The sequence below is a fragment of the Arthrobacter sp. KUASC02 genome, assembly GCF_059739395.1.
This window is the reverse complement of the sequence record NZ_AP046053.1, coordinates 641,391-666,039: the sequence shown is the minus strand read 5'-3', so window position 1 is coordinate 666,039 and position 24,649 is coordinate 641,391. Positions and strand designations below refer to the sequence as shown.

Genomic DNA, 24,649 nt, shown 5'->3' with positions numbered 1-24,649 from the left:
GTGATGCCACAGCCCCGGAAGGAAATGATTGAAGTAGATTGTGGTTAGACTCCGGTATGACATTGGGGCAAACTATCCACAGCGAAATCCGTGACAGTGAAATTACAGCTTTGAGCGAAAGAGTCTCTAAGCGCAAATATCAGAGCTATCTGCTTGGGATGAGGCTTGCAAAACTACGAGCTTACAAAGATGCGTCGATTAGATTTGACTTTCCGGTAACCGCATTGGTCGGCCCAAACGGTGGCGGAAAGACAACTGTGCTCGGAGCGGCAGCACTGATTTTCAAGGAAATTGCACCAAGGCGGTTTTTTGCGAAAAGCGGCAAATACGATGCGAGCATGAAGAACTGGAAAGTCGAGTACGAACTCTGGGAGCGGGATCCAAAAAAGAACGCCAGCGCCCCTACAACCCGCACTGCCAGCTACGTGAGCTCCAAGTGGAGTCGAGATGCACTGTCTCGGAAGATCCTGCTCTTCGGGGTGACGCGAACGATTCCAGCCAGCGAGCGGAAGGACCTCACTTCTTTCATGGGCGGCAGTTTCAAGAGCCCCAATGAAACGCAGTTATCCACCAGCACCGTCGATGCAGTCGAGAAGATCCTGGGCAAGGAGGCTCGGAATTATCTCTTGGTTGCCCTCCGAAAAGGAGGCGTAAAAAACCTCTATGCGGCAGTAAGCCCGAGTGGTGACGCATACTCCGAGTTTCATTTTGGAGCGGGGGAAGCGAGCGTCATCCGCATTGTCGCCGATATCGAACAGAGCCCTGATGAGTCACTGATTCTAATTGAGGAAATCGAGAACGGGCTGCACCCGGTAGCCACTAAGCGACTTGTCGAGTATTTGATCAAGGTGGCCAAGCGTAAGTCGTGTCAGATCATTTTCACCACTCACTCTAACGATGCGCTTGCGCCACTTCCCGATCGGGCCGTGTGGTCCTGCGCTGAGGGCGAACTCACGCAGGGCAAGCTTGACGTTAATTCGCTGCGCGCACTTACAGGCAAGGTAGAGGCGTCCCTGGCCATCTTTGTTGAGGACGCCTTCGGCGAACAGATGGCACTGGCCGGGCTCCGTGAGTACCGTCGGCGCAAAGGGATATCCTTGCTGGGCTTAGCTATTCATGCCGTCGGAGGTCACGGGAACGCTGCCAAGTTTGCAAGAATACAGAACCAAAATCCGGCCGTTAATTTCAAAGCGATGGCTATCCTTGATGGCGACATGAGGGGCCATGAGAATCACGAGGAATTAGTGGTGTCTTTCCCGGGAGATTCGGCCCCTGAAGATCACGTTGCAAGGGCTGTTGAAAGTAAGCTCGACATAGTCGCAGCACGCTTAGCTCTCAATCTCAACATGCCCACATCTGATCAGGTGCGAGTAGCGGAATCCGTCCGAGCACGGCTTCGCACGAACCAAGATCCCCACGTCCTTTTTGAGCAGGTGGGAAACGATCTCGACTTCATCGGCGCTGCAGCTGTACAACGAGCTTTTCTCACCCAATGGGCTGAACAATTCCCGGATGAGGTGGACGCGATCTTCGATCCCGTGGCGGATTACTTGCCGAAGGAAGGATCGTTCGTTCCTCAGGAGGAGGGTTCCAAAGCCCCACTGCCTGTCGCCGATTGACTGGACCGACCTTTGAGGGCCGGTACCAACCTGTATCGGCCCTCAGGGTCCTTGAAGGAGTTCCTTCACAAGTACCTCACGAAGCAAGGCGCCTCACGATGGTCGCGCGCCCGCCGTTGCTGGCCGAAACTTGGAGTGGGACATCAGACGCGAGAAGCGTGGCCACTTTGTGCCGTTCTAATTCCGTCTGACTGCGACGGTCGAAAAGTGAGCCATTGTGACGGCCCACAAAATGGCTCACTTTTCGATCAGCGCTGATATCCGTCGTGATCTGGGAGCCAACTCATGTGTGAGCAGTAATTTCTTGATGCCCGGTCGCCGAACTCCAGTGCACTCTTTGATGGTCCGTTTTTCGGTTGCACAAGTATCAGGGGCCTGCGGCGACAAATATGTGTGAGTCTAGCGGCGACCGACGCCCCTAAACCTCCGCCACACCTCGAGGAGTGCCGGGGTGATGCCCGGGATGGTGCCGGCGATCCAGTTCTCGATCAGGGAAAGCGGCTCCCCGCCAACGGAGCGGAGCCTGATGACGTGGTAGACGGAGGACCGGGGCGGAAGCTGGAGGGTGTCCTGGATCTGTGGTGCGGCCGGCCCGTGCGAGAAGGAGATGACTTCCGTCTCCGGTGTGCGCCCGCTGCCCGTGAGGTCGTCAAAAAGGCCGGTGAGATCGATGGCGCGGCGGATGGGACCGGCAACCACCTGCGTTCCTACGCCGCGTTTGCGGACCAGCAGTCCCTGGCGGACAAGCTCGTCCATGGCCTGGCGCATGGTGGGCCGGGAAAGCCGCAGCGTTGCGGCGAGAGCGAGTTCGCTCTCCAGCCGCTGGCCCCGGGCCAGGCGCCCGTCGTGGATGGCGGCTTCTATACTGGATGCCACCTGCCGATAGAGCGGGACGGGCGAATTGCGGTCGACACGCAGGTCCAGGGACGGCATGGGGTGGCTCCTTGGTCCAGCGTTCCGGTGGGTTGGAGTTGAGGTGCCGGCGACTGTGCGGCCGCCGGCACCAGCGTGTTTAGTTCCGTTTGTTGAAGATGACGTCGACGGCGACCGCGAGGATGATGACTGCGCCCTTGACCATGCCCTGCCAGTAGGCGGCAACGCCCAGGAGCACCAGGCCGCTGGACAGTGACGCGAGGATCAGGACTCCGACGATGGTCCTCGGGACCGATCCGAAGCCTCCGCTGAGGCGGGTGCCGCCGATGATGACCGCGGCGATTGCATCCAGTTCAGCCCCGGGGAGGGCCACCGGGGAGGCAGTCTGGAGCCGGGCGGTCAGGAGGATGCCGGCGATGCCGGCGCACAGGGCGCAGACAATGTAGGCGATGGTCAGGACCTTGTTGACCTTGATGCCCGCCAGTCGGCTGGCCTCGAAGTTTCCGCCCACTGCGTAGATGTGGCGTCCGAAGCGCGTGTGGGCGAGGACGATGTGGGCCGCGATGGCGATGCCGATGAACCAGAACACGATGCTGGAAACGCCCATGATCTTCAGCGACGTCAGGCCGGTGAGCCAGCCCGGAAGCTTGCTGACGGAGCCGCCGTCGTTGATCAGCAGTGCCACGGACGTCAGGATCGTGTACATGCCCAGGGTGACGACAAACGGGTTGACCTTGGCCCTGGAGATCAGGGTGCCGCTGACCAGTCCAACAATGATGGAGGACAGTACGGCGAGGGCGATGGCCGGGAACATCCCGAGGGGACTCACCAGACCAACCACCATTCCGGCGACGACGGCGGTGCGGGCGACGGCGAGGTCGAACCCGCCGGTGAGCATCACCACGGTCTGGCCGATGGCCAGGATGCCGATCACGGATGCGCTGAGGAGGATGTTGCGGATGTTGCCCTCGGACAGGAACTCCGGACGGACCGCCGCAAAGACCAGCAGCAGGACGCCGAAGAAAATGATGAGGCCGTTGCGGCGGAGAACGGGACGAATCTGCTTGGTCCAGTTCGGCCGGGAGGACGACTTCGGCAGTTGCGCCCCGGTTGGTGTGGCAGCGGGTGCCGTGGATTGGATGGTCATTGGTTTGCTCCCTGCTTGAGGTGTTCTTCGGCCGCCATGCGGGCCCGGAGAACGGCTTCTTCCGTGGCGTCCTTGCCACTCATTTCCGCCACGACTCGGCCTTCGTCAAAGACGAGGACCCGGTGGCTCATGCCCTGCAGCTCGGCCTGATCCGCCGAGACGATGATGACGGCCATGCCCGTTGCGGTCAGCTCCACGATCTGGTCGTAGATTTCCCGGCGTGCACCGACGTCGACGCCGAGCGTGGGCTCGTCCAGGATCAGCAGCTTCGGGGAGATGGCGGCCCAGCGTGCCAGGAGGGCCTTTTGCTGGTTGCCGCCGCTGAGGGTGACGATCTCCTGGTTGGGGCTGGCCGACCGTACGTCGAATTTGCGGATCAGGTCCAAGCCGATCCTCTTCTCCGCCCGGGGGTTGATGATCCCCAGACGGCCCAGGCCGTGGGCCTTGACCAGCGTGGCGTTCCGCCAGACAGACAGGGACGGGATCAGTCCGTCCGTTTTGCGGTCTCCGGACACGTACCCGATCCCGGCCGCCGTCGCGAGGTCGGGCCGCCCGTGCGGGAGCGCCTTGCCCTTCAGCGTCATGGTTCCGCGGCCGTTGTCCGCACCGAAGATGATGCGTGCAATGTTCCGCTGGCCCGCGCCGATGGCGCCGGTAATGCCGAGGATTTCACCGGCGTGGACGGTGAAGCTGACATCGCGGGCCCGCTTCCCGGACACACCCCTAACTTCCAGGACCGGCTCGGGACGGACTTCCGGCAGCTCGGGGAACAGGTCAGTGATCTGGCGGCCCACCAGCAGCGGGATGATTTCATCCGGCACGGAGTGTTCCTTGTCCAGTTCACCGGCGTAGGACCCGTCACGCAGCACCACCACGCGGTCACAGATCCGGGGGATTTCATCAAGCCGGTGGCTCACATAAAGCACGGGGATCCCCTGGGCTTTGAGCTTGCGGATGACGTCGAACAGTTCGTCCACTTCGTCCGGGTTCAGGGCCGCCGTGGGCTCATCCAGGATGATCAACGTTCCCGCCTCACTGGAGGCCTTGAGGATCTCGACCCTCTGGCGCTGGGCAACGGTCAGGTCGCCGGCCAAGGTTTTGAGGGGCAGTTCGATACCGGAGCGGTCCACCAGTTCCTGGGCCCGCCGCAGGGTCTCGCGCTTGCGGATCCAGAAGTTCGCGCCCTTGGTGCCGGGTTCCTTGCCCAGCACCAGGTTCTCGGCGACAGTGAGGTTGTCCGCCAGCATGGAGTGCTGGTGAACGGTGGCGATGCCGGCGGCGAGGGCCTCGGAGGGTTCCTTAAAGTGGGTGTCCGTGCCGTTGATGACGATAGCGCCGCCGTCGGGACGGTAGACGCCGGAGAGAACCTTGATGAGCGTCGACTTGCCTGCGCCGTTTTCGCCGAGCAGGCCGACTACTTCACCGGCGTACAGGTCAAGATCGATTCCCTTGAGGGCCGGCACGCCGGCGAAGAGCTTGCGGATGCCCTTCGCCGACACACGGGGTGTTTCTGTTGTGGCAGGCACTGGTGTCACCACTCGCCCGGGTACTGGCCGACGTTTTCCTTCGTCACCTTGACGGCGGAAACCTCAACGGTGGGGCGGTCGCCAAGGGTCGCCGTCGTGACCTGTTCCTTGCGGAGGATCTTCACCAGCGTTTCGACTGCGGCAGTGGCGTCCTGCTTCGCGGAAACCCAGACGGTTCCGTACAGTTCACCGGACTGCACTGCCGCGGTGCCTTCGATGCTTCCGCCGATGCCGATCACCTTGATGCCGTCCTGGCGACCCTGTTCCTTGATGACGCGGGCGGCGGCGACGGCCTCCGGGTCAGTCTGGGCCAGCATGATGTCCACCTTGGGGTGCTTCTGCAGGAGGGTCTGGGTGACCTCGACCGCTTTGGTGGGGTCGAAGTCGTTGGACTGCTTGTCGATGATCTTGACGTTGGCTGCCCCCTTGATGCCTTCCATGAGGCCCGCCGACCGTTCGATCTGCGGGGTGGACCCCAGGGTTCCTTCCTGCAGCACTACCTGGCAGGGGTTGATGTCCTTGCAGGCCTGGACCACCAGTTCGCCCTGCATCTTGCCGATGGCGACGTCGTTGAAGCCGACGTGGACGCGGGGGTTGGCGCCCTCCAGCCCGCCGTACGGAACTTCCAGGGTGCGGTTGCCGGTGATCAGGACGGCGTCTGCGTCGGAGGCCGCCTGGGCCACCGAGGCGTTGGCCTTGGGGTCCACGGAAGCGATGATGATGCCCTTCGCGCCGCCGACGAGCAGGCTGTTGACCTGGTCGTTCTGGGTGTTGGCGTCACCCTTCGCGTCGGAGAAGGAGGCTTCCACCCCGAGCTTCGCGGCGGCGTCGCGGGCTGCGTTCTGCCATCCCGTCCAGAAGGTCTGGTTGCCGGCCGGGAGGGCAATGCCGATCTTTTCCTTGCCCGCGCTGCCCGATTCCGTGCCGGCCCCTGCTGCCGAGCAACCGGCGAGTGCGAGGGCGGCCACGGCGCTGATGGCGGCGGTCTTGGCGAGTTTGTTCATGTGCTTCTCCTGAAAGTTCTTCGTTGGACTGATGCAGGTGGAGTGACCAGAAATCCCTCATGTTCTGACGTACATATGTCAATACAAACTAGGGCTGAGGAAAACTGTAGCGCTCCAATGACGCAGGTCACAAGCGTTTTGGACAAAAAATTGTTGCGCTACAATTTTGGGCGCGCTGATGTCGTCGCGGTCGTTGGAACCGACCCGGGCCACGTGGATGGGCCCGTCAAGGGCCCGGGCGGCGGCGGGCAGCAAGCCCCCCCCCCCCCCCGGGAGGGGTGGCCGCATCTCAGCAGAAAGTCCCCGGCAGCGGCGCTGGAAGCTGAACGGATTTGAGAAGCTGCCCCCGAAGCTGAGGCTACGGTTCGCTCAGTTCTTCGGTCCGGCGTTTCTACCGATTCTGTATCCGGCCCAGAACGCCAGGACGAGCAGTCCGGTGACTGCGACCGCCAAGCCGATCTGCGTCCCTTGACTGACGAACGCGATGCCGTTCCCGGTGAAGACCTCGTTGCTCAGCGGAGCGTAGGCGAACCAGCCGAAAGTGGCATTGGCGTTGTTCCATGCCACGAAGCAACCCACCAGCACCGCAATAAGCCCCACCACGGGCAGGATGGCAGCAGAGATTCGGGCCGGCTTCGGTATTCCATGGTCCCCGGATGCGTTGTTTTCCCCCATGCAGGCGAGTCTAGCGGGGCTTCTTCCTGCCGCCTGGGCCTGGAGGGACGACGGCGGGACCTCCCGCCGTCGTCGGCTTGCGTTTAGTGGTGCATGCTGCGATTCAGAGGTTCGCCTCGTTCTCGAGCGGCTGCAGCTCCCGGGCTTTTTCGAGCATGCGCCGCAGTAAGAGATTGAGTTGCTCGACCTCGCCGCTGGAGAGATCGGCCAGAATGATCTCTTGTCCGCGCATTGAGATGGGAAGCATGGCGTCGTGCATCTCCGCGCCCGCTTGAGTCAGGTACATGGGCCGTGAGCCGCGCGGCCCGTCGATCAGCAGCAACAGCTGACGTTCGAGCAAGGTGTTGACGCTCTTAGAAACGACGGCCTTGTTGAGTCCGAGAAATTCAGTAACCTCTGTTGCTGATGCGCCGGGGCGACTGGCCAGGGCCGAGATGACTCGCCAATCATTTGTACCCAGCTGGAATTGTCGCCGGAGCTCCTGCGACTCTCGCCAAACAAGAGCGTTGGACAGCAACGCCAGAAGTCTTGGCGTGAAGTTCTCCGGGTCTATGGACCCGGTTAGCGGTTCCCTGACAGCCCCAGGTGGAGTGAGCGGACTCGGCCGGTCGTGCTTGTCGATGGTTTTCCCCTCTTGCTGATAGCGGAGTTCAGGTCTCGCTGATTCCTATGCGAAGGAGTTTCCATTGTCACCCGGCTTGCCCCGTTACGGGCACGCAACCGAGAAGTTTATGAGCAAACTTGTTTACAGCTAAACAACCCGGTGTTAGTCTCGTCACCTCGAGGCCGTGGGGCGGCCTTGCCCCACGATTCTCGAATCCACCAGATCTACCCATGCCGCATCCGAACAAAGGAGTTCCCATTGATCACCCCTATGTCCCGCCGCACGTTTCTGGCCGCTGGCACCGCCGTCGCGGTCGCCGGCCTCGCTCCGACCGCTGCCTTCGCCGCCGGTGAAGCCAACAGCCCGTCCGCTGGCACCGCGCCCTTCACCCTTCACGCGGACGTGCTCGACAGCGGGGAGCAGGTCACCTCGGTGACCATCGACGCCTCCCGACAGGGCGGCGTGAAGGAGGGCGATCTGCCCACCACCGCATTCATCGTCCACGCTCGCGGCACCAACCCCCTGACTGGAACCTTGGCGTACGACATGGACCGGACCGTGACCGCGGCGCGGGCTGACAACCGTGGTCGCATTGTCCTCGAACTCAAGCACGGCGAGGGCGTCCTGGGCGGCGCCACCCTGGGTTACATAGGGAGCGCCGGCCGCAACGTCATGCTTGACCTCGAATACACCGTCACGCAGGTCGAGCCACTCCCCCAGCACGGAAAGGCCGCGCCTCAGATCAAGTCCTTCACGCAGGGCGCCCTCATCGACCCCGAAGTGGATGCCTTCTCCCACCACGTGGCGACTTCCGGCCTCAACTATCGCCTGTTCACTCCCCCGGAGCGGGGCCGCTCCCAGAAGCGTCCACTCATTGTGTGGTTGCACGGCGGCGGCGAAGGCGGACTGCTGACCGGCGGATACAACTACTACGACAACCAAACCCCGCTCCGGGCCAATCGCGGCGCGCTCGGATTCACGACCGACGAAGCACAGGATCTCTTCGGCGGCGCCTACGTGGTCGCCCCGCAGTGCCCCGCCTACTGGCTGGCGGATGGACCCCGCTACGCACCTCTTATCTCGGCGGTGATCGAGGAAGTATGCGCGACCCACTCGGTGGACCGCGACCGCATCCACGTGGTGGGTTGCAGCAACGGCGGCTACATGACACTGAAGATGGTGGTCGAGAACCCGAGCGCCTTCGCCTCCGCGGTGCCAATCTGTTCCGTTGTCGGCCCGTTCAACTCCAACGGCCCCCTGGTGCCCGACGCGCAGCTTGCCGCGATCGATACCCCTACTTGGCTGATCACCTCCGCCGACGACACAACCGTCGACCCGCAGGCCAATACCGTGCATGCCCATGAGCTGATCCCCGGGTCGATCATGAGCCTGTACCAGAACGTCACTTGGGACGGGTACAACTTCCCCGGGCACTGGTCGTGGATCTACCCCGCCCGCAACGACCCGTCGCACCAAGGTGTCAGCCTGTGGAAGTGGATGGCCGAACAGCAGCGCTGAGAACCCTCAGCACGAATTCAGGGCCAGAAGATGAGCGGACGACGGCGGGACTTCCCGCCGTCGTCGGCTTGCGCCTTTGGCGAGGTGCTTTACAGCGCCGACCAGCCGCCGTCGGACGCGAGGATGGCGCCGTTCACGTTGGTGCCGTCGTCACTGAGGAGGAAAGTGATGGAGGCGGCGAGCTGCGCCGCGGTGGCGGGCGTGGGGACGGTGGCCTGCATCAGCGGGCCGAGGCGTTCGGCCGCGAGCTGGGATCCCCAGTTCGCCACGATGTTGGTGATGGTGGGGCCGGGGGCCAGGGCGTTGAAGCGCAGGCCCTTGGGCCCGTACATCACGGCCGAGTTCTTGGTCAGGCCAACGACGGCGTGCTTGGACGCGGTGTACGCGGCGCCGGCAGCGGACCCGCGCAAGCCTGCCTCGGAGGCGACGTTGACTACCGAGCCGGTGCCGGCGTCGAGCATCAACGGCACCACGGCGCGGGTCAGGCGCATGAGGGCGGTGACGTTGATCCGGAAGACGCGGTCCCAGAGGTCGTCTTCCACCTCGTGGATCGGGGCGAAGTTGTCCATGATGCCGGCGACGTTCGCCAGGGCGTCGACGCGTCGGCCGGCGGCAGCGACGACGGCGGCCACCGTCTCTTCGGTGGAGATGTCGCCGGCGACGGGGACAAGGTCCAGGCCGGCGTTCTCGGCCACCAGATCGTCCAGGCGTTCCTTGCTGATGTCGGCGGCGATGACGCGGCCGCCTTCCTTGGCGACGCGCAGGGCGGTGGCCTGGCCGATGCCGGAGGCTGCGCCGGTGACAATAACGGTTTTGCCTGCGAACCGGCCGCCGGTGGTGGCTTCCTGCCATGTAGCTTCGTTGCCCATGATGTCCTTCCAGACGTTGCTTGTTGAGGTGGAATCCACCTTATGACACTCCGTGTCATTATGTAAGGGTGAATACTGGTGGAATGCCTTCGGATGATGTGAAGACCGCCGTTCGGCGCTCCACCGGTCGCCCCGTAACGATTGATCCCGACGCCGTCGCCGCGATCGCGCTGCGGTTGTTCGCCGAGCGCGGCTACGAGCAGACCTCCATGGAGGACATCGCCCGCGAGGCAGGGATCGGGCGCAAGAGCCTGTATCGCTACTTCTCCAGCAAGGCCGAGCTCATCTGGGGCGGCATGGAGCCGGTGGTCGAGGTGTCGGGGCGGGTTCTGGATTCAGCCCGCACTGGGGGCGCGTCCGCGGGCGCCACCGGCGGCGACGTCCTGGCCGGGCTGCGCGAGGCGGCTGTCGCCGGGGTTGCCGTACTGCCAGACCTGGCGGTCACCCGCGGCCGGCTGCGGCTGATCGCTGAACATCCCGAACTGGCGAGCCGGAGCTACGAGTCCCTGGCGCCGCAGCGCGAGCGGGCTCGGGCATATCTGGTTTCGGCCGGTCTTGGCGAGGACGTTGCCGGGTATCTGTGCGCCGCGTTCATGGGCACCACGTTCGAGGCCTGGATGCAGTGGGCCGCGGGGACGGATCCGGATCCCGTGCCGTATTTGGTGGCCGCGGTTGGGGTGCTGCGGGTGCCGGGCTCATAATCCTTCCCGGCGAAGACGGGAGCCGGGTGCTGCTCTCACCCGGCTCCCCTCATTCTGGCCTCGTTAGTGGGTGGCGACCCTGGGTTCGTCCTCGACGTCCTTAGGCGCCGTGAGATCCATCTCGAGCAGCGGCACTACTTTGGACTTGGTGATGTAGCGGTGACCCAGCCACAGAACGATGAAGACCGGCAACCCGATGTAGGAAGAAAGCACCTCCACGGACCGTCCGGCAAGCACAGCCTCGTAGTTCTGTCCCGCGATGACCAGTATGAGCAGGGCGAAGGCCAGCAGCGGGCCAATGGGGAACAGGGATGCCTTGTACGGCAGGTCACTGACTTTGTTTCCCTGGGCCAGGAAGCCGCGCCTGAAACGGTAGTGGGAGACCGCGATTCCCGCCCAGACGATGAAGCCGCATAGGCCCGACATGTTCAGCAGCCAGGAGTAGGCTGCACCCTGCCCGACGATCGCGGAGAGGAATCCGAAGAGTCCCACGGCCGCCGTCGCGAGCAACGCCGCGATCGGCACGCCACGCGTATTGGTTCGGCCGAAGATCTTCGGGGCCATGCCGTCATGGGCCATGGCGTAAAGCATCCGGGTGGAGGCATATAGTCCGGAGTTGCCCGCGGACAGGATTGCGGTCAGGATCACGGCGTTCATCAAGGCCGCCGCGAAGGCAATTCCGGCACGAGAGAAGACCAGGGTAAAGGGCGATGATGCAATATCGGACTCACCGGAGGCCAGCAGGCTCGGATCGGTGAACGGGATGAGGCAGCCGATGATAAAGATGGCGCCAATGTAGAAAAGCATGATGCGCCAGAAGACAGTGCGGATAGCTTTCGGCACCTCGCGGCGCGGGTCCTTCGCTTCGCCTGCGGCGACTCCTACGAGCTCGGTGCCCTGGAAGGAGAACCCGGCAACCATGAAGACCGAGATGATCGAGACCCAGCCCCCGTGGAACACGTCGTCGCGGTTTTCCCAGTTGCTCAGTCCCGGAGAGTTATCCCCGAGGATGCCGAAAATCATCAGCACGCCGGCGATCAGGAAGAGCACCACTGCGCTGACCTTGATCAGTGAGAGCCAGAACTCCGACTCACCAAAGGCCTTGGCCGAGAGGGCATTGAGCCCGGTCAGCACCAGCAGGAAGAACCCTGCCCACACCCACCCTGGAACCCCCGGGAACCAGAAGTCCATGATGATTCCGGCCGCGACCAGCTCTGCGGCCACCGTGATGGCCCAGTTGAACCAATAGTTCCAGCCGATCGCGAACCCAAAGGACGGGGAGACGAAACGGGTGGCAAAGGACTGGAACGAACCGGCAACCGGAATTTTGGCGGACATCTCGCCCAGTGACTGCATCAACAGGAATACCATCAGCCCGACCAGCGCGTAGCCGGCCAACGCCCCGCCGGGACCCGCTTGGGAAATGGTGCTGCCCGAGGCCACAAACAGCCCGGTACCGATCGCACCGCCGATGGCGATCATCTGCAGGTGGCGGTGGTTTAGCCCGCGCTTGAGTTCGTTGGTGGATTCGCCGGAACCGTGATCTGCCGCTATCGCAAGGGAAGACCCCTCTGTTCCATCGGGCTTGATTTCTTCTTCGAAATCAATAGCCCGATCACTTAATTGCGTTTGGGAGCCAAGTCCCATGGTGCCTCCGAAAAGGGTAGCTGCGGTGAATTTTGGGCCTTCCGAAGCCCTCGGGCCGGAAGGATGGTGATCAAGCTAACACAGGCAAAGGAGGCGCCATTTGGCGTCGCGAATGTTGCACGTCCGACGGGTCAAGTCCTTACGCATGGGCGGTGGCAACCCAATCTGAGCACAAGAGTTGCTGATTTGGCATCGCTCAGTGACTAAGCAGCCCTGATGATCTGGTATGGCGCGTCGATAAGCCGAGGACAGCCAATGCCACTGCTGGAACAAGTGGCCGGAGCGAACCTCCGCTCGCCCCTATATCGCTACCTCGCCATCGTGATGCGCGGTTTCTGGGATGCCGTAAAACAGCCCGAGCCAAAGGTTGGGCGGAGGCATAGCACTGAAGAACAATCGACAAGCAAAAGTATTTCTTATTCATACGGGAAGAATCCTTCACGGATGCTTACGCACTGCTAGCTTCTTCAGGAATCCCCTCAACGGAAGGAACGAGCATGTCTGTATTAGCAAACCCTGAAGTGACAACCATCCAGGCAGAAGACCTCAAGGCGCTCCCCGCATGGCAGGCCCTGAAGGCAGCCGTCGTCGGGCTGCAGCAAATTCAAGTGCAGGACGGTTCCGTTCCGGAATCCGCTGACCATGACCACGCCCGCCGGAATGTCTGCATCATCACGGACTCAATCAACGATCTGCGCCGCCACCTCCCCCACGATGCGGACTACCTTGAACTGCTCGTGCAGGACTTCCAGCGGTGGGCCTCCGAGGGCTTCGCCGTACCGGATTTCCTCGACTCATTGGTAGCCTTCCACCCCGAGCAGTGGCGAATCGACGGGCTGCCGCACCTGGTTCTGTTTCCCATGTACACGCAGAACGGCAGCACCAACCGCTACTTCGAGGCCGTCCTCATCGAGGTCATTTGGCCTTCATTCGTGGCTGACCTGGAGGCAACAAACTACTCCAACAAGCTGTTCGTCCCCATCAGCTTCATTGATTTCACGCCCGGCTACGACACGAACTCCGCAGTACTCTTCCCCGAGAGCGTAGCGGTCCGGAGCACCCCTTCCTTCACGTGGGGAGGTATCTTCGCGGACCGCGAAGCTGCCCGGTTCCGTCGCGTCCTCAAAGCGGCTGCCCACATCACTTCCCTGGACCTGCCGGCTGACGCCGCTGAACTGCTGGAGGACCAGCACCTCACGGAGAAGGCCTTCGTGATGTGGGATCTGATCCATGACCGGACCCACATGCGCGGAGACCTGCCCTTTGACCCGTTCATGATCAAACAGCGAATGCCCTATTTCCTGTACTCCCTGGAGGAGCTCCGCTGCGACCTGACCGCCTTCCGCGAATCAGTCCTCATCGAGCGGGACGAAACGGCATCCGAGGACGCCCGCAAGCACGCCAAGCTGGTCCAGTACGCCGTGATCTTCGACCGGGTTTTCCGCTTCGCGATTACCGGGAACCGGGTCCGTAACTACGACGCCGTGGGCGGCCAATTGCTGTTCGCATGGATGCACCAGCACCGGGTCCTGCACTGGACTGATGGAAAGTTGAGCATCGACTGGAAGGACGTCGCCGGCGTGGTCGTCGAGCTGGGTCTCCGCATCGAGGAACTCTACTGGCGTTCAATCGACCGGCCGAAGACCGCACACTGGCTGGCTGCCTACGAGCTCGTCGCCGAAACACTCACCCCCCACCCCGCCTCCGTGTGGGCCAAGGGACCGGAGGCCCTTAGGCTCGACGGCCCGCCCCGGGATCTGACGAACCAGATCCTTGATGACGAATTCCCCCTGTCGATGTTCTACGAAGCACTGGAGAAGAAGATGCGCCCTGTTATTGACTCAACTGCAGGAATCACGGGTAAGAGCCCTGTCAAGACTGAGGGCGAGGCGGGCGCATGAGCCAGGACCTCTCGGGGCGTACGGTCGTCGTCGCCGGTTCGACAAGCGCAGCCGGTGTCGCAGTAGTCCGCACCCTCTCGCAAGCCGGGGCACGCGTGGCCGCCGTAGACATTCTTGAGGACCGGGTGCAGGAGCTCGCGGGAGCGTACGACAACGTCACGGGCTATGTCTGCAACCTCGCGGACCTGCAAGCTGTTGAGGACCTGGCGGCGTCCGTCCGGACCGATCTGGGTCCCGTGGACGGCCTTATCCATCTTGTCGGAGGGTGGCGAGGCGGTACCGAAATTACAGACCAGACGGATGACGACTGGGAGTTCCTGCACACCAGCGTCCTTACCACGCTGAGGAACACCAGCCGCGCCTTTTACGACGATTTGGCTGCCTCCCCTGTAGGTCGCCTGGCCGTCGTTTCCTCACAGTCCGCCTCCTCGCCGACAGCGGGCGGCGCCGCCTATGCCGCCGTCAAGTCCGCCGCCGAGGCATGGACCCTGGCCGTGGCCGACGGATTCCGTCGGGTGCAGGGAGGAAACGAAAGCCCCCACTCCGCCCAGCACTCAGCCGCCTTGGTTTTCGTCGTCAAGGCTCTGGTCGATGACCGGGTGCGCGCAGCCCAGCCGGAACGGAAATTTCCGGGCTACACCGATGTCAGTGTCCTTGCCGACGCTGTCCAGCGGATCTTCGGCCTGGAGGCAGAACAGATCAACGGGCAGCGCTTGCCCCTCACAGCCGGCCACCTCACGGCCGGCCACCTCGCGGGTGCACCGGCATAACGCCAACCGGCTTAGGACTACGGCTACCGGCTACCGGCTACCGGCTACCGGCTACCGGCTGATCTTGTGGAGCGTCCGGTGCACCTCAGCGGCGCTGGGTCGCCGGGCAGGGTCCGCGTCTGTCATGGCGAGCAGGAGCCGGGACCAGCGCCGCTGGACGGTGGCGGGAAGCCGCGGTGAGCGCAGGGTTCGGGCGACCATCGATTCCAGGGCGGGCCCGGGAAAAGCCTTGATGCCGGTGAGGCTTTCGAAGATCACCAGGCCAAGGGCATAGATGTCGCTGGCGCTGGTGGTGTGCCGTCCGTGGACTGCCTCGGGGCTCAGGTAGTGCGGGGTGCCCGATACGTCCGTGTTCGGGCGGTGCCAGGAACTGGTGGCAATTCCGAAGTCGATGAGTTTGGCTTCGGAATTGGAGGAGACGCCATCAGTCCGGCTCACCATGATGTTGGCGGGTTTGACGTCGTTGTGCACGATGCCTTTGCGGTGGATGTAGGACAGGGCCGAAGCGACTCCGCCCATCCACGCCGTCACGTCGGCGGGGTCCAACGGCCCGTCGTGGATCGCCTTTCGGAGATCGGTCCCTGGGGCGAGTTCAGCCGCGACGTAGTTCCGGCCCGAGCCTGTGCCGCCGTCGGCCGGCATGCGGCCATACCTTTTGATCCGCACGATGTTGTTGTGGTGCAGGCGTGCGTGGAGCTCAATCTCGCGGTTGAACGGCGAGTCGGGATGGGCGGTCCCGGCCCGGAAGATCTTGAGAGCCGCAGATCCGCCGCTCAGCCGGTCCGTCGCCTCATAGACGTCAGCTTCCGCGCCGCGCCCCAGCAGTGCTCCAACCCGGTATCTCCGCTCCAGCGCGCGGCGCCCGCCTCCGGCAGCGCCCATCCGGGCAGCTGCCGCCGGCCGGATCAGGGTTGCCGTCACTGGAGCAGTTCGAGAAGCTCGGCATGCGTGAGTCCGGCTTCGGCGGCGATGGCAGTGGACTCGGCCCCGGCAGCCATGGCGCTTTTCACTGCGGAGGCAAATGCGGCCTCCGCAGCATCCATTTCCCATTGGAGGGTCTCAAGGCGTGCCCCCGCTGCGTGAACCGCGGCCAAGGGGTCGACTGCCAACTCGAGTCCAAAGCTGTCCTGCCGGAAGCCGCAGGCGCAGACCCATTCCCCCATGTCCGTGTGGGTCTGCGCCCAGGGCACCGAGGGAGACGGAGCCAGCGATGGCGTCATTCTGGTGCCACAGTGCAACGGCGCCCCGTGTGCTGTCTCGTGGCTTGCTGACGCTTCCGGGCCGGCTGGGAGCTGATCGCCGAACTCCCCCGTGAAGCTGACGGCCCGCCCGGGAAGGGCGCGGGGTTGAAGGGGAAAGCTGGAGGTTGTCCGTTCTGCCACAGCGGTCATGTGATCCATCCCTAAATAGCTAGCCAAGTACCTAGCTAGACTACCTAGTTTTATTTGGATGTCCAGCAGGGGGTTGGCCCGACTCGCTGTCGAGCGTGTCCACCGCGTCCCGCATCGCCAGAAGGAAGTGCGTGACAGCGGCAGCCTGCTCGGGCGTGAGGGATTCGGCAACCTCGATCATGCGCTGGTGCATCTTGCCAAGGGTCTGGCGGACTTCCGCGTCCGCGCCCGGGGTGGGGCGGAGAAGGATGGCCCGACGGTCCGACGGGTGCGTTTCGCGGGTGACATATCCCCCGGTCACCATTCGATCAATCAGGGATGTCATGGATGCCGAGGTCATGCCCAGGCGGGCCGCAAGTTCTTTGGGTTGAATGCCGACGCCAGCCTTGTCGGCCTCCAGCAGGTAGCGCAGGGCGAGAAGGTCCGACTCCCCCATTTCCATGGAGGAACGCGTCCGGCGCCTCATGGCGGTTTCAGAGGCCCTGTACTCACGAAGGGCGTTCAGGACTGCAACCGCAGCGGCTCTATGCTCCTGCTCCGAGGGATACCAATAGCCGTCGCCTGCACCATATGCATTCATCAGGATTTCCTTCGACCGCCTAGTTACACGCTGAACTAACCAATAGATGGTAGCCCAACCGACTCATCCCGGCGGCATGCGAGGGCGGGGGTATCCCTAAACCTCCGCTACCGGAGCCGCGAACTGCGCCTCGTAGAGCCGTGCGTAGGCCCCACCCGCCGCCAACAGTGAAGCGTGCGTCCCCTGCTCCACGATCTGCCCGGCCTCCATCACCAGGATGAGGTCGGCGTCGCGGATGGTGGACAACCGGTGCGCAATCACAAAAGAAGTCCGGTCGCTCCTCAAAGCACTCATCGCCTTCTGCACCAGCACCTCGGTCCGGGTGTCCACGGAAGAAGTCGCTTCGTCCAAAATCAAAACAGACGGCCGCGCCAGGAACGCCCGGGCAATGGTCAGCAGCTGTTTCTCACCCGCAGAGACATTCCCGCCTTCGTCCTCCAGCACCGTGTCGTAACCCTCCGGCAGGGAGTGCACGAACCGGTCCACGTACGTCGCCTTCGCCGCCTCCAGGATTTCGGCTTCGGTCGCATCAGGCCGCCCGTACGCGATGTTGTCCCGGATGGTCCCGCCGAACAGCCACGTATCCTGCAGCACCATGCCCATCCGCGAGCGCAGCTCGCGCCGGGAAACCGAGGTGACATCCACGCCGTCGAGCGTTATCCGCCCCGCATCAATCTCGTAGAACCGCATCATCAGGTTCACCAACGTCGTCTTCCCGGCCCCGGTGGGGCCGACAATCGCCACCGTCTGCCCCGGCTCCGCGACCAACGAAAGGTCTGAGATGAGCGGCTTGTCCGGCGAGTAGGAGAACGAGACGTTCTCGAACACCAGCCGCCCCCGCCCGCCGGCAGGAACGGAGCCTGCGGCTTCCGGCGACTCCTCCGGCTCATCCAGCAACGCGAACACCCGCTCGGCGGACGCCACCCCGGACTGCAGCAGGTTGGCCATGGACCCCAGCTGGGCCAGCGGCTGGGTGAACTGCCGCGAGTACTGGATGAACGCCTGCACATCGCCCAGCTGCATCGCCCCGGACGCCACCTGCAGGCCGCCCACCACGGCGATCCCCACGTACACCAGGTTCCCGATGAACGTCATGGCAGGCATGATCAGGCCGGAGATGAACTGCGCGCCGAAGCTCGCCTCATACAGCTCCGTGTTCTTCTGCCGGAACCGCTCCCCCACCTCCTGCTGCCGGCCGAACACCTTCACCAGCGCATGCCCGGTGTAGGTCTCCTCGATCTGGCCGTTCAGCTCGCCGGTGTGCTTCCACTGCGCCACGAACAGCTTCTGCGAGCGCTTGGCGATCATCGCCGTCGTCACCAGCGTCAGCGGAACGGTCACCAGCGCGATCAGCGCCAGCGTGGGCGAGAGCAGGAACATCATCAGCAGCACACCCAGTACGGTCAGCAGCGACATCACCGCCTGGCTGATGGACTGCTGCAGGCTCTGCGAAATGTTGTCCACGTCGTTCGTCACCCGGCTGAGCAGCTCGCCGCGCTGGATCGAATCGAAATACCGCAGCGGCAGCCGGTTGATCTTCGCTTCAATCCGCTCGCGCAGCCGGAACACCGTCCGCTGCACCACGCCGTTCAGAATGTACGCCTGCACCCACATGAACGCGGACGCCAGCACATACAGCACCAGCGCCCACAGCAGCACACTGGCCAGCGCCGTGAAGTCGATCCCCGTCCCCGGCGTCAGCGCCATGGCACTGAGCATGTCCGCCTTCTGGTTCTCCCCCGCCGCCCGCAGCTGCGCGATCAGCTGCGCTTTGGTCATCCCCGCCGGAAGCTGCTTGGACACGACGCCGGCGAAGATGATGTTGGTGCCCTCGCCCAGCAGCCGCGGCCCGATCACGGACAACGTCACCCCGGCGACGCTCAGCGCGATCACCAGCACCAGCCAGAGACGCTCCGGCTGCAGCGTGCCCAGCAGCCGCCTGGCCGACGGCCAGAAGTTCATCGCCTTCTCCGCCGGGATGTTCATCCCCGCGAACGGTCCTCCGCGGCCTGGCCCCATCGGCGGACGCGGCGGACGTCCGACGGCGGTGGTCCCGGTTTCGGGGGCCGGTTCCGTCCGGCTCGGGGTGCTTCGCCCGCTCATACCGCCTCCTCCGCTGCCAGCTGCGAGGACACGATCTCGCGGTACGTTTCCGAAGTCCCCAGCAGCTCATCGTGCGTTCCGTGCCCCACGATCCTGCCGTCGTCGAGCACCAGGATCTGGTCCGCGTCGGCGATGCTGGACACCCGCTGGGCGATGATCACCAGGGTGGCGCCGGAGGTGTCGTGCTTGAGCGCCTGCCGCAGCCGGGCGTCCGTGGCGGTGTCCAGCGAGGAGAACGAATCGTCAAAGATGTAGAGCTCGGGCCGTTTCACCAGCGCCCGGGCGATCGCGATCCGCTGCCGCTGCCCGCCGGACACGTTGGTGCCGCCCTGCGAAATGGGCGCATCCAGGCCGCCCTCCATCTCGCGGACAAAGTCCTGCGCCTGCGCGGTGGTGAGCGCCCGCCACAGCTCATCCTCGGTGGCGTCCGGCTTGCCGTAGAGCAGGTTGCTCCGCACCGTGCCGGAGAACAGGTACGGCTTCTGCGGCACCAGGCCGATGTGCCCCCACAGCTGGTCCGGGTGCAGCTCGCGGACGTCCACGCCGTCGAACTGCACCGAACCGCTGGTGGCGTCGAAAAGCCGCGGCAGCAGGTTCACCAGGGTGGTCTTCCCGGACCCGGTGCTGCCGATGATCGCCGTCGTCTGCCCCGACCGGGCAGTGAAACTGATGCCGGACAGAACCGGCTGCTCGGCACCCGGGTAGGCAAACCCGACGTCGCGCATTTCCATCTCGCCGCTGCCCGCACCGCCCCGGCCGGCGGCGGCGGTGACCGTATGCTCCGGCGGCCGCACGCTCGACTCCGTGGTCAGCACCTCGCCGATCCGGTCCGCCGAGACCGCGGCGCGAGGGATCATCACGGCCATGAACGTGGCCATCATGACGGACATCAGGATCTGCAGCAGGTAGCTGAGGAAGGCGATCAGCGTGCCCACCTGCATGGAGCCGTCCTCGATCCGGAACGAGCCGAACCAGATCACCGCCACGCTGGAGACGTTCAGCACCAGCATCACCACGGGGAAGGCGAGCGCCATCAGCCGGCCGGCCCGGAGGGCGGTGTCCGTGACGTCCTCGTTCGCGCGGCCGAAGCGGGCGGTCTCAATGTCCTCGCGCACGAACGCCCGCACCACCCGGATACCGGTGAGCTGCTCGCGGAGCACCCGGTTCACGGTGTCGATCCGCACCTGCATCTTCCGGAACAGCGGCACCATCCGGGTGATGATCAGCGCGACGGCCACCAGCAGCACCGGGACGCTGACGGCGATCAGCCAGGACAGCTGCGCATCCTGCCGGACCGCCATGATCACCCCGCCGGTGCTGAGCATGGGCGCTGCCACCATCATCGTGGCGGACATCAGGACCAGCTGCTGCACCTGCTGGACGTCGTTGGTGGAGCGGGTGATGAGGCTCGGCGCCCCGAAGCGGGTGACCTCCTGCTCGGAGAACTCCCCCACCCGGCTGAAGATGGCCCCGCGCAGGTCCCGGCCCAGGGCCATGGCCGCCTTCGCGCCGAAATACACGGCCACCACCGCGCAGGCGATCTGCAGCAGGGTGATGAACAGCATGAGGCTGCCCACCCGGAGGATATACCCGGTATCCCCCTTGGCCACGCCCTCATCGATGATGTCCGCGTTCAGCGTCGGCAGGTACAGGGACGCGATGGACTGCGCCAGCTGGAAAATCACGACGGCGATCAGCAGCCGCCGTTGCGGCCGCAGGTATTCAACGAGCAGTTTCCAGAGCATCCGGACTCCACTTCACGCCGCGAGGGCTCCTCCGGAGCCCGCGCAATCAGATTCGAAGGCCAGTTTACGACCGGAAGCTGCGAGCGAACCGGGTTCCTCTCAGGGCGAAGCGTGTCATGCCTGCGGTTCATGGCCGGTGGCCGGGAAGCCCCTTCCGTGCACTGCCGGGCCGTGCCATCGTTGCAGCATGCAAACGGTCTATGAGGCTGCGGGCGGCGCCGGCTTTTTCCTGACGCTGGCCAACGCCTGGCATGCCCGGGTCATGGCCGACGACGTGGTCAGCCATGCGTTCAGCCACGGGTTCCATCCCGAGCACAGCCAGCGGCTCGCCGCGTATTGGGCGGAGGCTTTGGGCGGGCCGCCGAGCTATTCGGTCTCGTACGGCGACGAGACATCGGTGGTGCGGATCCACAGCGGCAACGGTCCTCACGAGGAGATGGACCGCAGGGCCATCGCCTGCTTCGACCAGGCACTGACCGACGTCGGGCTCACCGGCGGCAACACCCTCCGCAAGGTGCTGCACGACTACTTCGCGTGGGCGACGACCACCACGATGTCCCGGTACGAGCGGTCCGCGGACGACGTGCCCGACGGGCTCCGCATCCCGCAATGGTCCTGGGACGGGCTGGTGGGCCAGGACTGAACAAGGCCACTTTCCGGAATTGGCTATGGTGCCGCTGCACGGCGGCCACCTACGGTTGGTTGCTATGACCAGCATGACCACCGCAGTGAACGAATATCCCTTCTCCCAGGTTGACGTCTTTGCCCCGGGGCCCAAGGCAGGCAACCCGGTCGCCGTCGTCCATGACGCCCACGGCCTGTCCACCGAACAGATGCAGAGCTTCGCGAACTGGACCAATCTCTCGGAGACCACATTCCTTCTGGAGCCCTCGCACCCGGAGGCCGACTACCGGTTGCGTATTTTCACGCCCGCGGCCGAACTGCCGTTTGCCGGGCACCCCACCCTGGGCTCGGCGCACGCGTGGCTCGAGAATGGCGGGCAGCCCCGCCGTGACGGGGAGCTGGTGCAGGAATGCGAGGCAGGGCTGGTGAAAATCCGCCGCACGGGCACCGATCTCGCCTTCGCGGCGCCGCCGCTTGCCCGCTCCGGCCCGGTTGAACCGGCGGTGCTGGAACAGGCCCTCGCCAGCCTGGGCATCGATGCGAGCCAGGTCCTGGGCAGCAACTGGGTGGACAACGGCCCGGGCTGGCTGGGAATCCGGCTGGAATCAGCCGAGGCCGTGCTCCGGCTGCAGCCCGACTTCGCCCTGATGGACCAGCTCTGCGTAGGCGTCATCGGCAGCTACCCGGAGGGAGGACCTGCGGACTTTGAGGTCAGGGCGTTCGTTCCCGGTCTGAGCGTTCCCGAGGACCCCGTAACCGGCAGCCTCAACGCCGGCCTGGCGCAATGGCTCCTGGGCGAGGGAGTGGTGGACGGCAACTACACCGTCCAGCAAGGCACAGCGCTGGGACGCGGCGGCCTGCTGACCGTCACGGCGGACGACGACGGCATTTGGGTCGGCGGGGTCAGCCGCTCAGTGGTGAGCGGCCGGGTCTCGCTGTAGGCGCCGACGTGGCTCGCGGCGCGGCCGCGGCGCGGCCTGCGAGACCGTCGAGGCCCGCGAGACCGGCGTGGCTCGCGTCAGCGGCTGGCGCTGCTCAGCTGTGCCCGCTCCCGCTGAGAGTGCAGGCTGTGGGCTCCCCGGGCCTGGAAGGCATGGGTTCCGCTGTGGACCTGTGCCGGCTGGGAGGGCCTGATCCGGTGGGATGGTTCGCTCCGGCGTGTGGTGCTCAGGTCATGGATCAGGCCGGTCCCGGCGATCTCGCGAACGCGGTAGATCCCCGCCGCGGCGGCCTTCTTCGTCGGAAACTTTACTGAGATCGCCACAAGTTCCCCGGCCTTGTCCAGCAGCTTAAACCTGTACCCGCCGTCGGGCGCGCTGATCAATTCGAAGTGTCCGGACATCGTCGTCAGCCTCCACTCGTCTGGTTCATCGCTTAGGCTTCCAGCTTACTTTCGGCCCCGCGCGAATGTCAGCCCGCAGCTGGGCAACGGCCGTCCGGCGGGACTGCTATTCGTCTCCGGGCGGGTCGGCCTGTTCATCCGGCCCCGGCCTGCCGTGGGTGTCGTGATCACCGGCGGCGTCGGCGTCGGCGGCGGCGTCGGCATCCTGGCCCGATCCAGGCGCCAATTCCCTGCCGGGCTCCGGACGGCGTTCTGCGAGGTCGGGGTCATCGGAGTACGGCGCATAGAGGCGGGGGATGGCCTCGATGAGTTCGTTGGCGGCCATTGCCAGCAGGTCCCGCTGGATCGGCGGCAGGGAGAGCAGCCCCTGCAGGTACGCTTCGACTTCGTATTCGCCCACGCCGCCGCCAATGCTGAAATAGTTCAGCCAGAGTTCCCCCGGCGTGAGGTCAGAGGCCTTCAGGGCAGCCCGGAGCTTCCGCCGTTGTTCGGGTTCGTTCAGATCGAAGCCCATAGTGGCGCCTCTAGTTCCTGCCGGCCTGTAGCGCGGCGATGATTTCGGCACCGGCCCCGGCGAGGGTCGTCCTGCGTTGCCGGGCGTGGTGCATGAGGTCCTGCAAAGCACGCTCGTACGTGACCCCGTGCCGCTGCATCAGGATCCCGCAGGCCCGGTTCACCACGTCCCTGCTCTCCAGGGCTGCATGAAGCTCCTCACTGATCTGCTGCGGCAATTCGTTGGCTTGCACGTGTGAAAGCAGCGTCGCGGCCGGGGCGGCGAACAGCTCCAGGAGCCGCGCAGTCGCCGGGGTGTAGGCGCATGGAAGCGCGGCGTAAACCTTGATAGCACCGATGCATTCCTTGTTCGCTCCAAGGGCTGCGCTCACCACCGAGCGGACGGGTAGCCCCCTGACAGCTTCACTCCAGCGCGGCCAGCGGCTGTCCGTGCGGATATCGTCCACGAGTATGGTTTCCTCGGCGGCCCACGCCGTCAGGCACGGCCCTTCCCCGAGCTCATACTGCAGCGCATCCGCCTCCGTAACCACCCTGTCCGTGGATCCGTGACTGGTCCTGCGGCCCTGCAAGTCCAGGACGGACACCCCCGCCCCGATGGTGCCCGGCACGGAGTCCCTGATGGCCCTCGCCAAAAGTTCGACGGCGGTGCTTACCTTCTCCTCGGTCAGAAGCAGCCGGCGGATCCTGCCGATGGCACCGGAGAGCTCATCCAGTGGAAGTTTCTTAGCCATGGATCGTCCTCCGGCCAGTCACCGGACAATCGAAGAGGAGGGACCGTCCGGAGAAATCGTGCGCGCGCAACGCCTCCTACCCCAGACATTACGCCTGCCCGAAGCCGCGGAACATGCCCCGCTGCGCGAGGCACAGTAACGGCTAGCCGGGCCGCTCGGCAGTTCGGCGGCGAGTTCGGCGGCGAGTTCGGCGGCGGCTATTCGCGCGTGATGGGAAGTTTCTTCCCCGTGGACTCGGACAACTCTTTTTCCGGAACCGGTGTGCGTACTTCGAGGACGCCGTCCTTGTAGGAGGCCTTGATGTCCTCCTCTTTTACGTCCGGCGGCAGCGGGAGGGATCGGAAGAAGGAGCCGTAGCGGAACTCCGACCGGTAGCTGTCCTTTTCCTTCTCTTCCTTCTCCTCCCGGCGTTCGGCGCGGATCTGGAGGGAACCGTTAACAACGGAGACGTCGATGTCTTTGTCCGGATCCAGCCCCGGCGCTTCGGCCCGGACCACGAGGGTGTTGCCGTCGAGGTACTCCTCGACGCGGATCGGCATTGGCTGGCTGCCCTGCTGGAAGACCCTGTCCATGGCGTCCATCATTTCGGACGGGGATCGGCGCAGCAGATCGAACGGGCCACTTCGGAACGTATCCAGCCAGCGGTTGGTGTGGAACGGTGACCACCTGAACAGATCAGACATGACGGTACCTCCCGTGCGTTGCGGTGTAGTGCCCAAAGCGGGCTGACACTTCAAGTACACGCCTGCACACATGGCCCGGGCAG

General features: G+C 64.3%; 24 protein-coding genes. 7 read left to right on the top strand and 17 right to left on the bottom strand.

What is annotated here, in order from left to right; genetic code table 11:
- Positions 1-56: 56 nt before the first annotated feature.
- On the top strand, positions 57-1,619 hold the full coding sequence (locus AC6JAC_RS03080) for an ATP-dependent nuclease (protein ID WP_497963399.1): 1,563 nt from the start codon (positions 57-59) through the stop codon (positions 1,617-1,619).
- A gap of 399 nt (positions 1,620-2,018) precedes the next feature.
- Here AC6JAC_RS03080 and AC6JAC_RS03075 read toward each other — a convergent pair whose 3' ends face one another.
- The 6 genes from AC6JAC_RS03075 to AC6JAC_RS03050 all read right to left on the bottom strand — a co-directional run bounded on the left by AC6JAC_RS03075 (position 2,019) and on the right by AC6JAC_RS03050 (position 7,361).
- The gene (locus tag AC6JAC_RS03075; RefSeq protein ID WP_497963398.1) at positions 2,019-2,552 is read right to left on the bottom strand and encodes a GntR family transcriptional regulator; all 534 of its coding nucleotides are present in this window, start codon (positions 2,550-2,552) and stop codon (positions 2,019-2,021) included.
- 79 nt (positions 2,553-2,631) lie between these two features.
- A complete protein-coding gene (locus tag AC6JAC_RS03070; protein ID WP_081818812.1) occupies positions 2,632-3,639 on the bottom strand; it encodes an ABC transporter permease in 1,008 nt (335 codons plus the stop codon).
- Positions 3,636-5,165 carry a sugar ABC transporter ATP-binding protein gene (locus AC6JAC_RS03065; RefSeq protein WP_497963397.1) on the bottom strand — a complete coding sequence of 510 codons (1,530 nt, stop codon included), beginning with the start codon at positions 5,163-5,165 and terminating at the stop codon, positions 3,636-3,638. Before AC6JAC_RS03065 ends, AC6JAC_RS03070 begins: the two co-directional genes overlap by 4 nt.
- Positions 5,166-5,170: 5 nt before the next feature.
- On the bottom strand, positions 5,171-6,169 hold the full coding sequence (locus AC6JAC_RS03060; RefSeq protein ID WP_028269731.1) for a sugar ABC transporter substrate-binding protein: 999 nt from the start codon (positions 6,167-6,169) through the stop codon (positions 5,171-5,173).
- Between the two features lie 369 nt (positions 6,170-6,538).
- Positions 6,539-6,844, bottom strand: a complete 306-nt coding sequence (locus AC6JAC_RS03055; protein WP_497963396.1) for a hypothetical protein — start codon at positions 6,842-6,844, stop codon at positions 6,539-6,541.
- A gap of 103 nt (positions 6,845-6,947) precedes the next feature.
- On the bottom strand, positions 6,948-7,361 hold the full coding sequence (locus AC6JAC_RS03050; protein WP_051628725.1) for a MarR family transcriptional regulator: 414 nt from the start codon (positions 7,359-7,361) through the stop codon (positions 6,948-6,950).
- Positions 7,362-7,706: 345 nt separating this feature from the next.
- On the opposite strand from AC6JAC_RS03050, the gene AC6JAC_RS03045 reads away from it, so the two are divergent.
- Complete coding sequence (locus AC6JAC_RS03045; protein ID WP_497963395.1) at positions 7,707-8,966, top strand: prolyl oligopeptidase family serine peptidase; 1,260 nt, start codon at positions 7,707-7,709, stop codon at positions 8,964-8,966.
- A gap of 89 nt (positions 8,967-9,055) precedes the next feature.
- Here AC6JAC_RS03045 and AC6JAC_RS03040 read toward each other — a convergent pair whose 3' ends face one another.
- Complete coding sequence (locus tag AC6JAC_RS03040; protein ID WP_497966754.1) at positions 9,056-9,835, bottom strand: SDR family NAD(P)-dependent oxidoreductase; 780 nt, start codon at positions 9,833-9,835, stop codon at positions 9,056-9,058.
- Positions 9,836-9,918: 83 nt separating this feature from the next.
- Between AC6JAC_RS03040 and AC6JAC_RS03035 the strand changes: the two genes are divergently transcribed.
- A complete protein-coding gene (locus tag AC6JAC_RS03035) occupies positions 9,919-10,536 on the top strand; it encodes a TetR/AcrR family transcriptional regulator (protein ID WP_497963394.1) in 618 nt (205 codons plus the stop codon).
- A 63-nt stretch (positions 10,537-10,599) separates the two neighbouring features.
- On the opposite strand, the gene AC6JAC_RS03030 is transcribed toward AC6JAC_RS03035, so the two are convergent.
- Complete coding sequence (locus AC6JAC_RS03030; protein ID WP_028269725.1) at positions 10,600-12,183, bottom strand: amino acid permease; 1,584 nt, start codon at positions 12,181-12,183, stop codon at positions 10,600-10,602.
- A 497-nt stretch (positions 12,184-12,680) separates the two neighbouring features.
- Between AC6JAC_RS03030 and AC6JAC_RS03025 the strand changes: the two genes are divergently transcribed.
- A complete protein-coding gene (locus AC6JAC_RS03025) occupies positions 12,681-14,084 on the top strand; it encodes a DUF6421 family protein (protein ID WP_028269724.1) in 1,404 nt (467 codons plus the stop codon).
- A complete protein-coding gene (locus AC6JAC_RS03020; RefSeq protein WP_497963393.1) occupies positions 14,081-14,854 on the top strand; it encodes an SDR family NAD(P)-dependent oxidoreductase in 774 nt (257 codons plus the stop codon). Before AC6JAC_RS03025 ends, AC6JAC_RS03020 begins: the two co-directional genes overlap by 4 nt.
- 51 nt (positions 14,855-14,905) lie before the next feature.
- On the opposite strand, the gene AC6JAC_RS03015 is transcribed toward AC6JAC_RS03020, so the two are convergent.
- From AC6JAC_RS03015 to AC6JAC_RS02995, 5 genes are all read right to left on the bottom strand, one after another.
- On the bottom strand, positions 14,906-15,775 hold the full coding sequence (locus tag AC6JAC_RS03015) for a serine/threonine-protein kinase (RefSeq protein WP_497963392.1): 870 nt from the start codon (positions 15,773-15,775) through the stop codon (positions 14,906-14,908).
- Positions 15,772-16,074: a hypothetical protein gene (locus tag AC6JAC_RS03010; RefSeq protein ID WP_051628742.1), complete on the bottom strand. Its 303-nt coding sequence runs from the start codon at positions 16,072-16,074 to the stop codon at positions 15,772-15,774. Before AC6JAC_RS03010 ends, AC6JAC_RS03015 begins: the two co-directional genes overlap by 4 nt.
- Positions 16,075-16,285: 211 nt before the next feature.
- Positions 16,286-16,825 carry a MarR family winged helix-turn-helix transcriptional regulator gene (locus tag AC6JAC_RS03005; protein ID WP_051628724.1) on the bottom strand — a complete coding sequence of 180 codons (540 nt, stop codon included), beginning with the start codon at positions 16,823-16,825 and terminating at the stop codon, positions 16,286-16,288.
- A 96-nt stretch (positions 16,826-16,921) separates the two neighbouring features.
- A complete protein-coding gene (locus AC6JAC_RS03000; protein WP_497963391.1) occupies positions 16,922-18,928 on the bottom strand; it encodes an ABC transporter ATP-binding protein in 2,007 nt (668 codons plus the stop codon).
- Complete coding sequence (locus AC6JAC_RS02995) at positions 18,925-20,673, bottom strand: ABC transporter ATP-binding protein (RefSeq protein WP_497963390.1); 1,749 nt, start codon at positions 20,671-20,673, stop codon at positions 18,925-18,927. Before AC6JAC_RS02995 ends, AC6JAC_RS03000 begins: the two co-directional genes overlap by 4 nt.
- A 187-nt stretch (positions 20,674-20,860) precedes the next feature.
- On the opposite strand from AC6JAC_RS02995, the gene AC6JAC_RS02990 reads away from it, so the two are divergent.
- Complete coding sequence (locus AC6JAC_RS02990) at positions 20,861-21,316, top strand: group II truncated hemoglobin (RefSeq protein WP_497963389.1); 456 nt, start codon at positions 20,861-20,863, stop codon at positions 21,314-21,316.
- Between the two features lie 73 nt (positions 21,317-21,389).
- Positions 21,390-22,238: a PhzF family phenazine biosynthesis protein gene (locus AC6JAC_RS02985; RefSeq protein ID WP_497966752.1), complete on the top strand. Its 849-nt coding sequence runs from the start codon at positions 21,390-21,392 to the stop codon at positions 22,236-22,238.
- Between the two features lie 77 nt (positions 22,239-22,315).
- Here the strand turns inward: AC6JAC_RS02985 and AC6JAC_RS02980 are convergent, their stop codons facing one another.
- The 4 genes from AC6JAC_RS02980 to AC6JAC_RS02965 all read right to left on the bottom strand — a co-directional run bounded on the left by AC6JAC_RS02980 (position 22,316) and on the right by AC6JAC_RS02965 (position 24,566).
- Positions 22,316-22,639: a YegP family protein gene (locus tag AC6JAC_RS02980; protein WP_497963388.1), complete on the bottom strand. Its 324-nt coding sequence runs from the start codon at positions 22,637-22,639 to the stop codon at positions 22,316-22,318.
- A gap of 106 nt (positions 22,640-22,745) precedes the next feature.
- A complete protein-coding gene (locus AC6JAC_RS02975) occupies positions 22,746-23,153 on the bottom strand; it encodes a hypothetical protein (protein ID WP_497963387.1) in 408 nt (135 codons plus the stop codon).
- A gap of 10 nt (positions 23,154-23,163) precedes the next feature.
- The gene (locus AC6JAC_RS02970) at positions 23,164-23,883 is read right to left on the bottom strand and encodes a GAF and ANTAR domain-containing protein (protein WP_497963386.1); all 720 of its coding nucleotides are present in this window, start codon (positions 23,881-23,883) and stop codon (positions 23,164-23,166) included.
- Positions 23,884-24,080: 197 nt separating this feature from the next.
- Positions 24,081-24,566: an Hsp20/alpha crystallin family protein gene (locus AC6JAC_RS02965; RefSeq protein ID WP_081818809.1), complete on the bottom strand. Its 486-nt coding sequence runs from the start codon at positions 24,564-24,566 to the stop codon at positions 24,081-24,083.
- Positions 24,567-24,649: the final 83 nt, after the last annotated feature.

What these genes read in the sequence shown, in the direction of transcription:
- AC6JAC_RS03010 (WP_051628742.1), bottom strand. Translation starts at nt 16,074, where the DNA reads ATGACGCCATCGCTGGCTCCGTCTCCCTCGGTGCCCTGGGCGCAGACC.
- AC6JAC_RS03005 (WP_051628724.1), bottom strand. Translation starts at nt 16,825, where the DNA reads ATGAATGCATATGGTGCAGGCGACGGCTATTGGTATCCCTCGGAGCAG.
- AC6JAC_RS03035 (WP_497963394.1), top strand. Translation starts at nt 9,919, where the DNA reads ATGCCTTCGGATGATGTGAAGACCGCCGTTCGGCGCTCCACCGGTCGC.
- AC6JAC_RS03000 (WP_497963391.1), bottom strand. Translation starts at nt 18,928, where the DNA reads ATGAGCGGGCGAAGCACCCCGAGCCGGACGGAACCGGCCCCCGAAACC.
- AC6JAC_RS02970 (WP_497963386.1), bottom strand. Translation starts at nt 23,883, where the DNA reads ATGGCTAAGAAACTTCCACTGGATGAGCTCTCCGGTGCCATCGGCAGG.
- AC6JAC_RS03040 (WP_497966754.1), bottom strand. Translation starts at nt 9,835, where the DNA reads ATGGGCAACGAAGCTACATGGCAGGAAGCCACCACCGGCGGCCGGTTC.
- AC6JAC_RS03025 (WP_028269724.1), top strand. Translation starts at nt 12,681, where the DNA reads ATGTCTGTATTAGCAAACCCTGAAGTGACAACCATCCAGGCAGAAGAC.
- AC6JAC_RS02990 (WP_497963389.1), top strand. Translation starts at nt 20,861, where the DNA reads ATGCAAACGGTCTATGAGGCTGCGGGCGGCGCCGGCTTTTTCCTGACG.
- AC6JAC_RS02985 (WP_497966752.1), top strand. Translation starts at nt 21,390, where the DNA reads ATGACCACCGCAGTGAACGAATATCCCTTCTCCCAGGTTGACGTCTTT.
- AC6JAC_RS03060 (WP_028269731.1), bottom strand. Translation starts at nt 6,169, where the DNA reads ATGAACAAACTCGCCAAGACCGCCGCCATCAGCGCCGTGGCCGCCCTC.
- AC6JAC_RS03055 (WP_497963396.1), bottom strand. Translation starts at nt 6,844, where the DNA reads ATGGGGGAAAACAACGCATCCGGGGACCATGGAATACCGAAGCCGGCC.
- AC6JAC_RS03080 (WP_497963399.1), top strand. Translation starts at nt 57, where the DNA reads ATGACATTGGGGCAAACTATCCACAGCGAAATCCGTGACAGTGAAATT.
- AC6JAC_RS03075 (WP_497963398.1), bottom strand. Translation starts at nt 2,552, where the DNA reads ATGCCGTCCCTGGACCTGCGTGTCGACCGCAATTCGCCCGTCCCGCTC.
- AC6JAC_RS03020 (WP_497963393.1), top strand. Translation starts at nt 14,081, where the DNA reads ATGAGCCAGGACCTCTCGGGGCGTACGGTCGTCGTCGCCGGTTCGACA.
- AC6JAC_RS03030 (WP_028269725.1), bottom strand. Translation starts at nt 12,183, where the DNA reads ATGGGACTTGGCTCCCAAACGCAATTAAGTGATCGGGCTATTGATTTC.
- AC6JAC_RS02965 (WP_081818809.1), bottom strand. Translation starts at nt 24,566, where the DNA reads ATGTCTGATCTGTTCAGGTGGTCACCGTTCCACACCAACCGCTGGCTG.
- AC6JAC_RS02980 (WP_497963388.1), bottom strand. Translation starts at nt 22,639, where the DNA reads ATGTCCGGACACTTCGAATTGATCAGCGCGCCCGACGGCGGGTACAGG.
- AC6JAC_RS03070 (WP_081818812.1), bottom strand. Translation starts at nt 3,639, where the DNA reads ATGACCATCCAATCCACGGCACCCGCTGCCACACCAACCGGGGCGCAA.
- AC6JAC_RS02995 (WP_497963390.1), bottom strand. Translation starts at nt 20,673, where the DNA reads ATGCTCTGGAAACTGCTCGTTGAATACCTGCGGCCGCAACGGCGGCTG.
- AC6JAC_RS02975 (WP_497963387.1), bottom strand. Translation starts at nt 23,153, where the DNA reads ATGGGCTTCGATCTGAACGAACCCGAACAACGGCGGAAGCTCCGGGCT.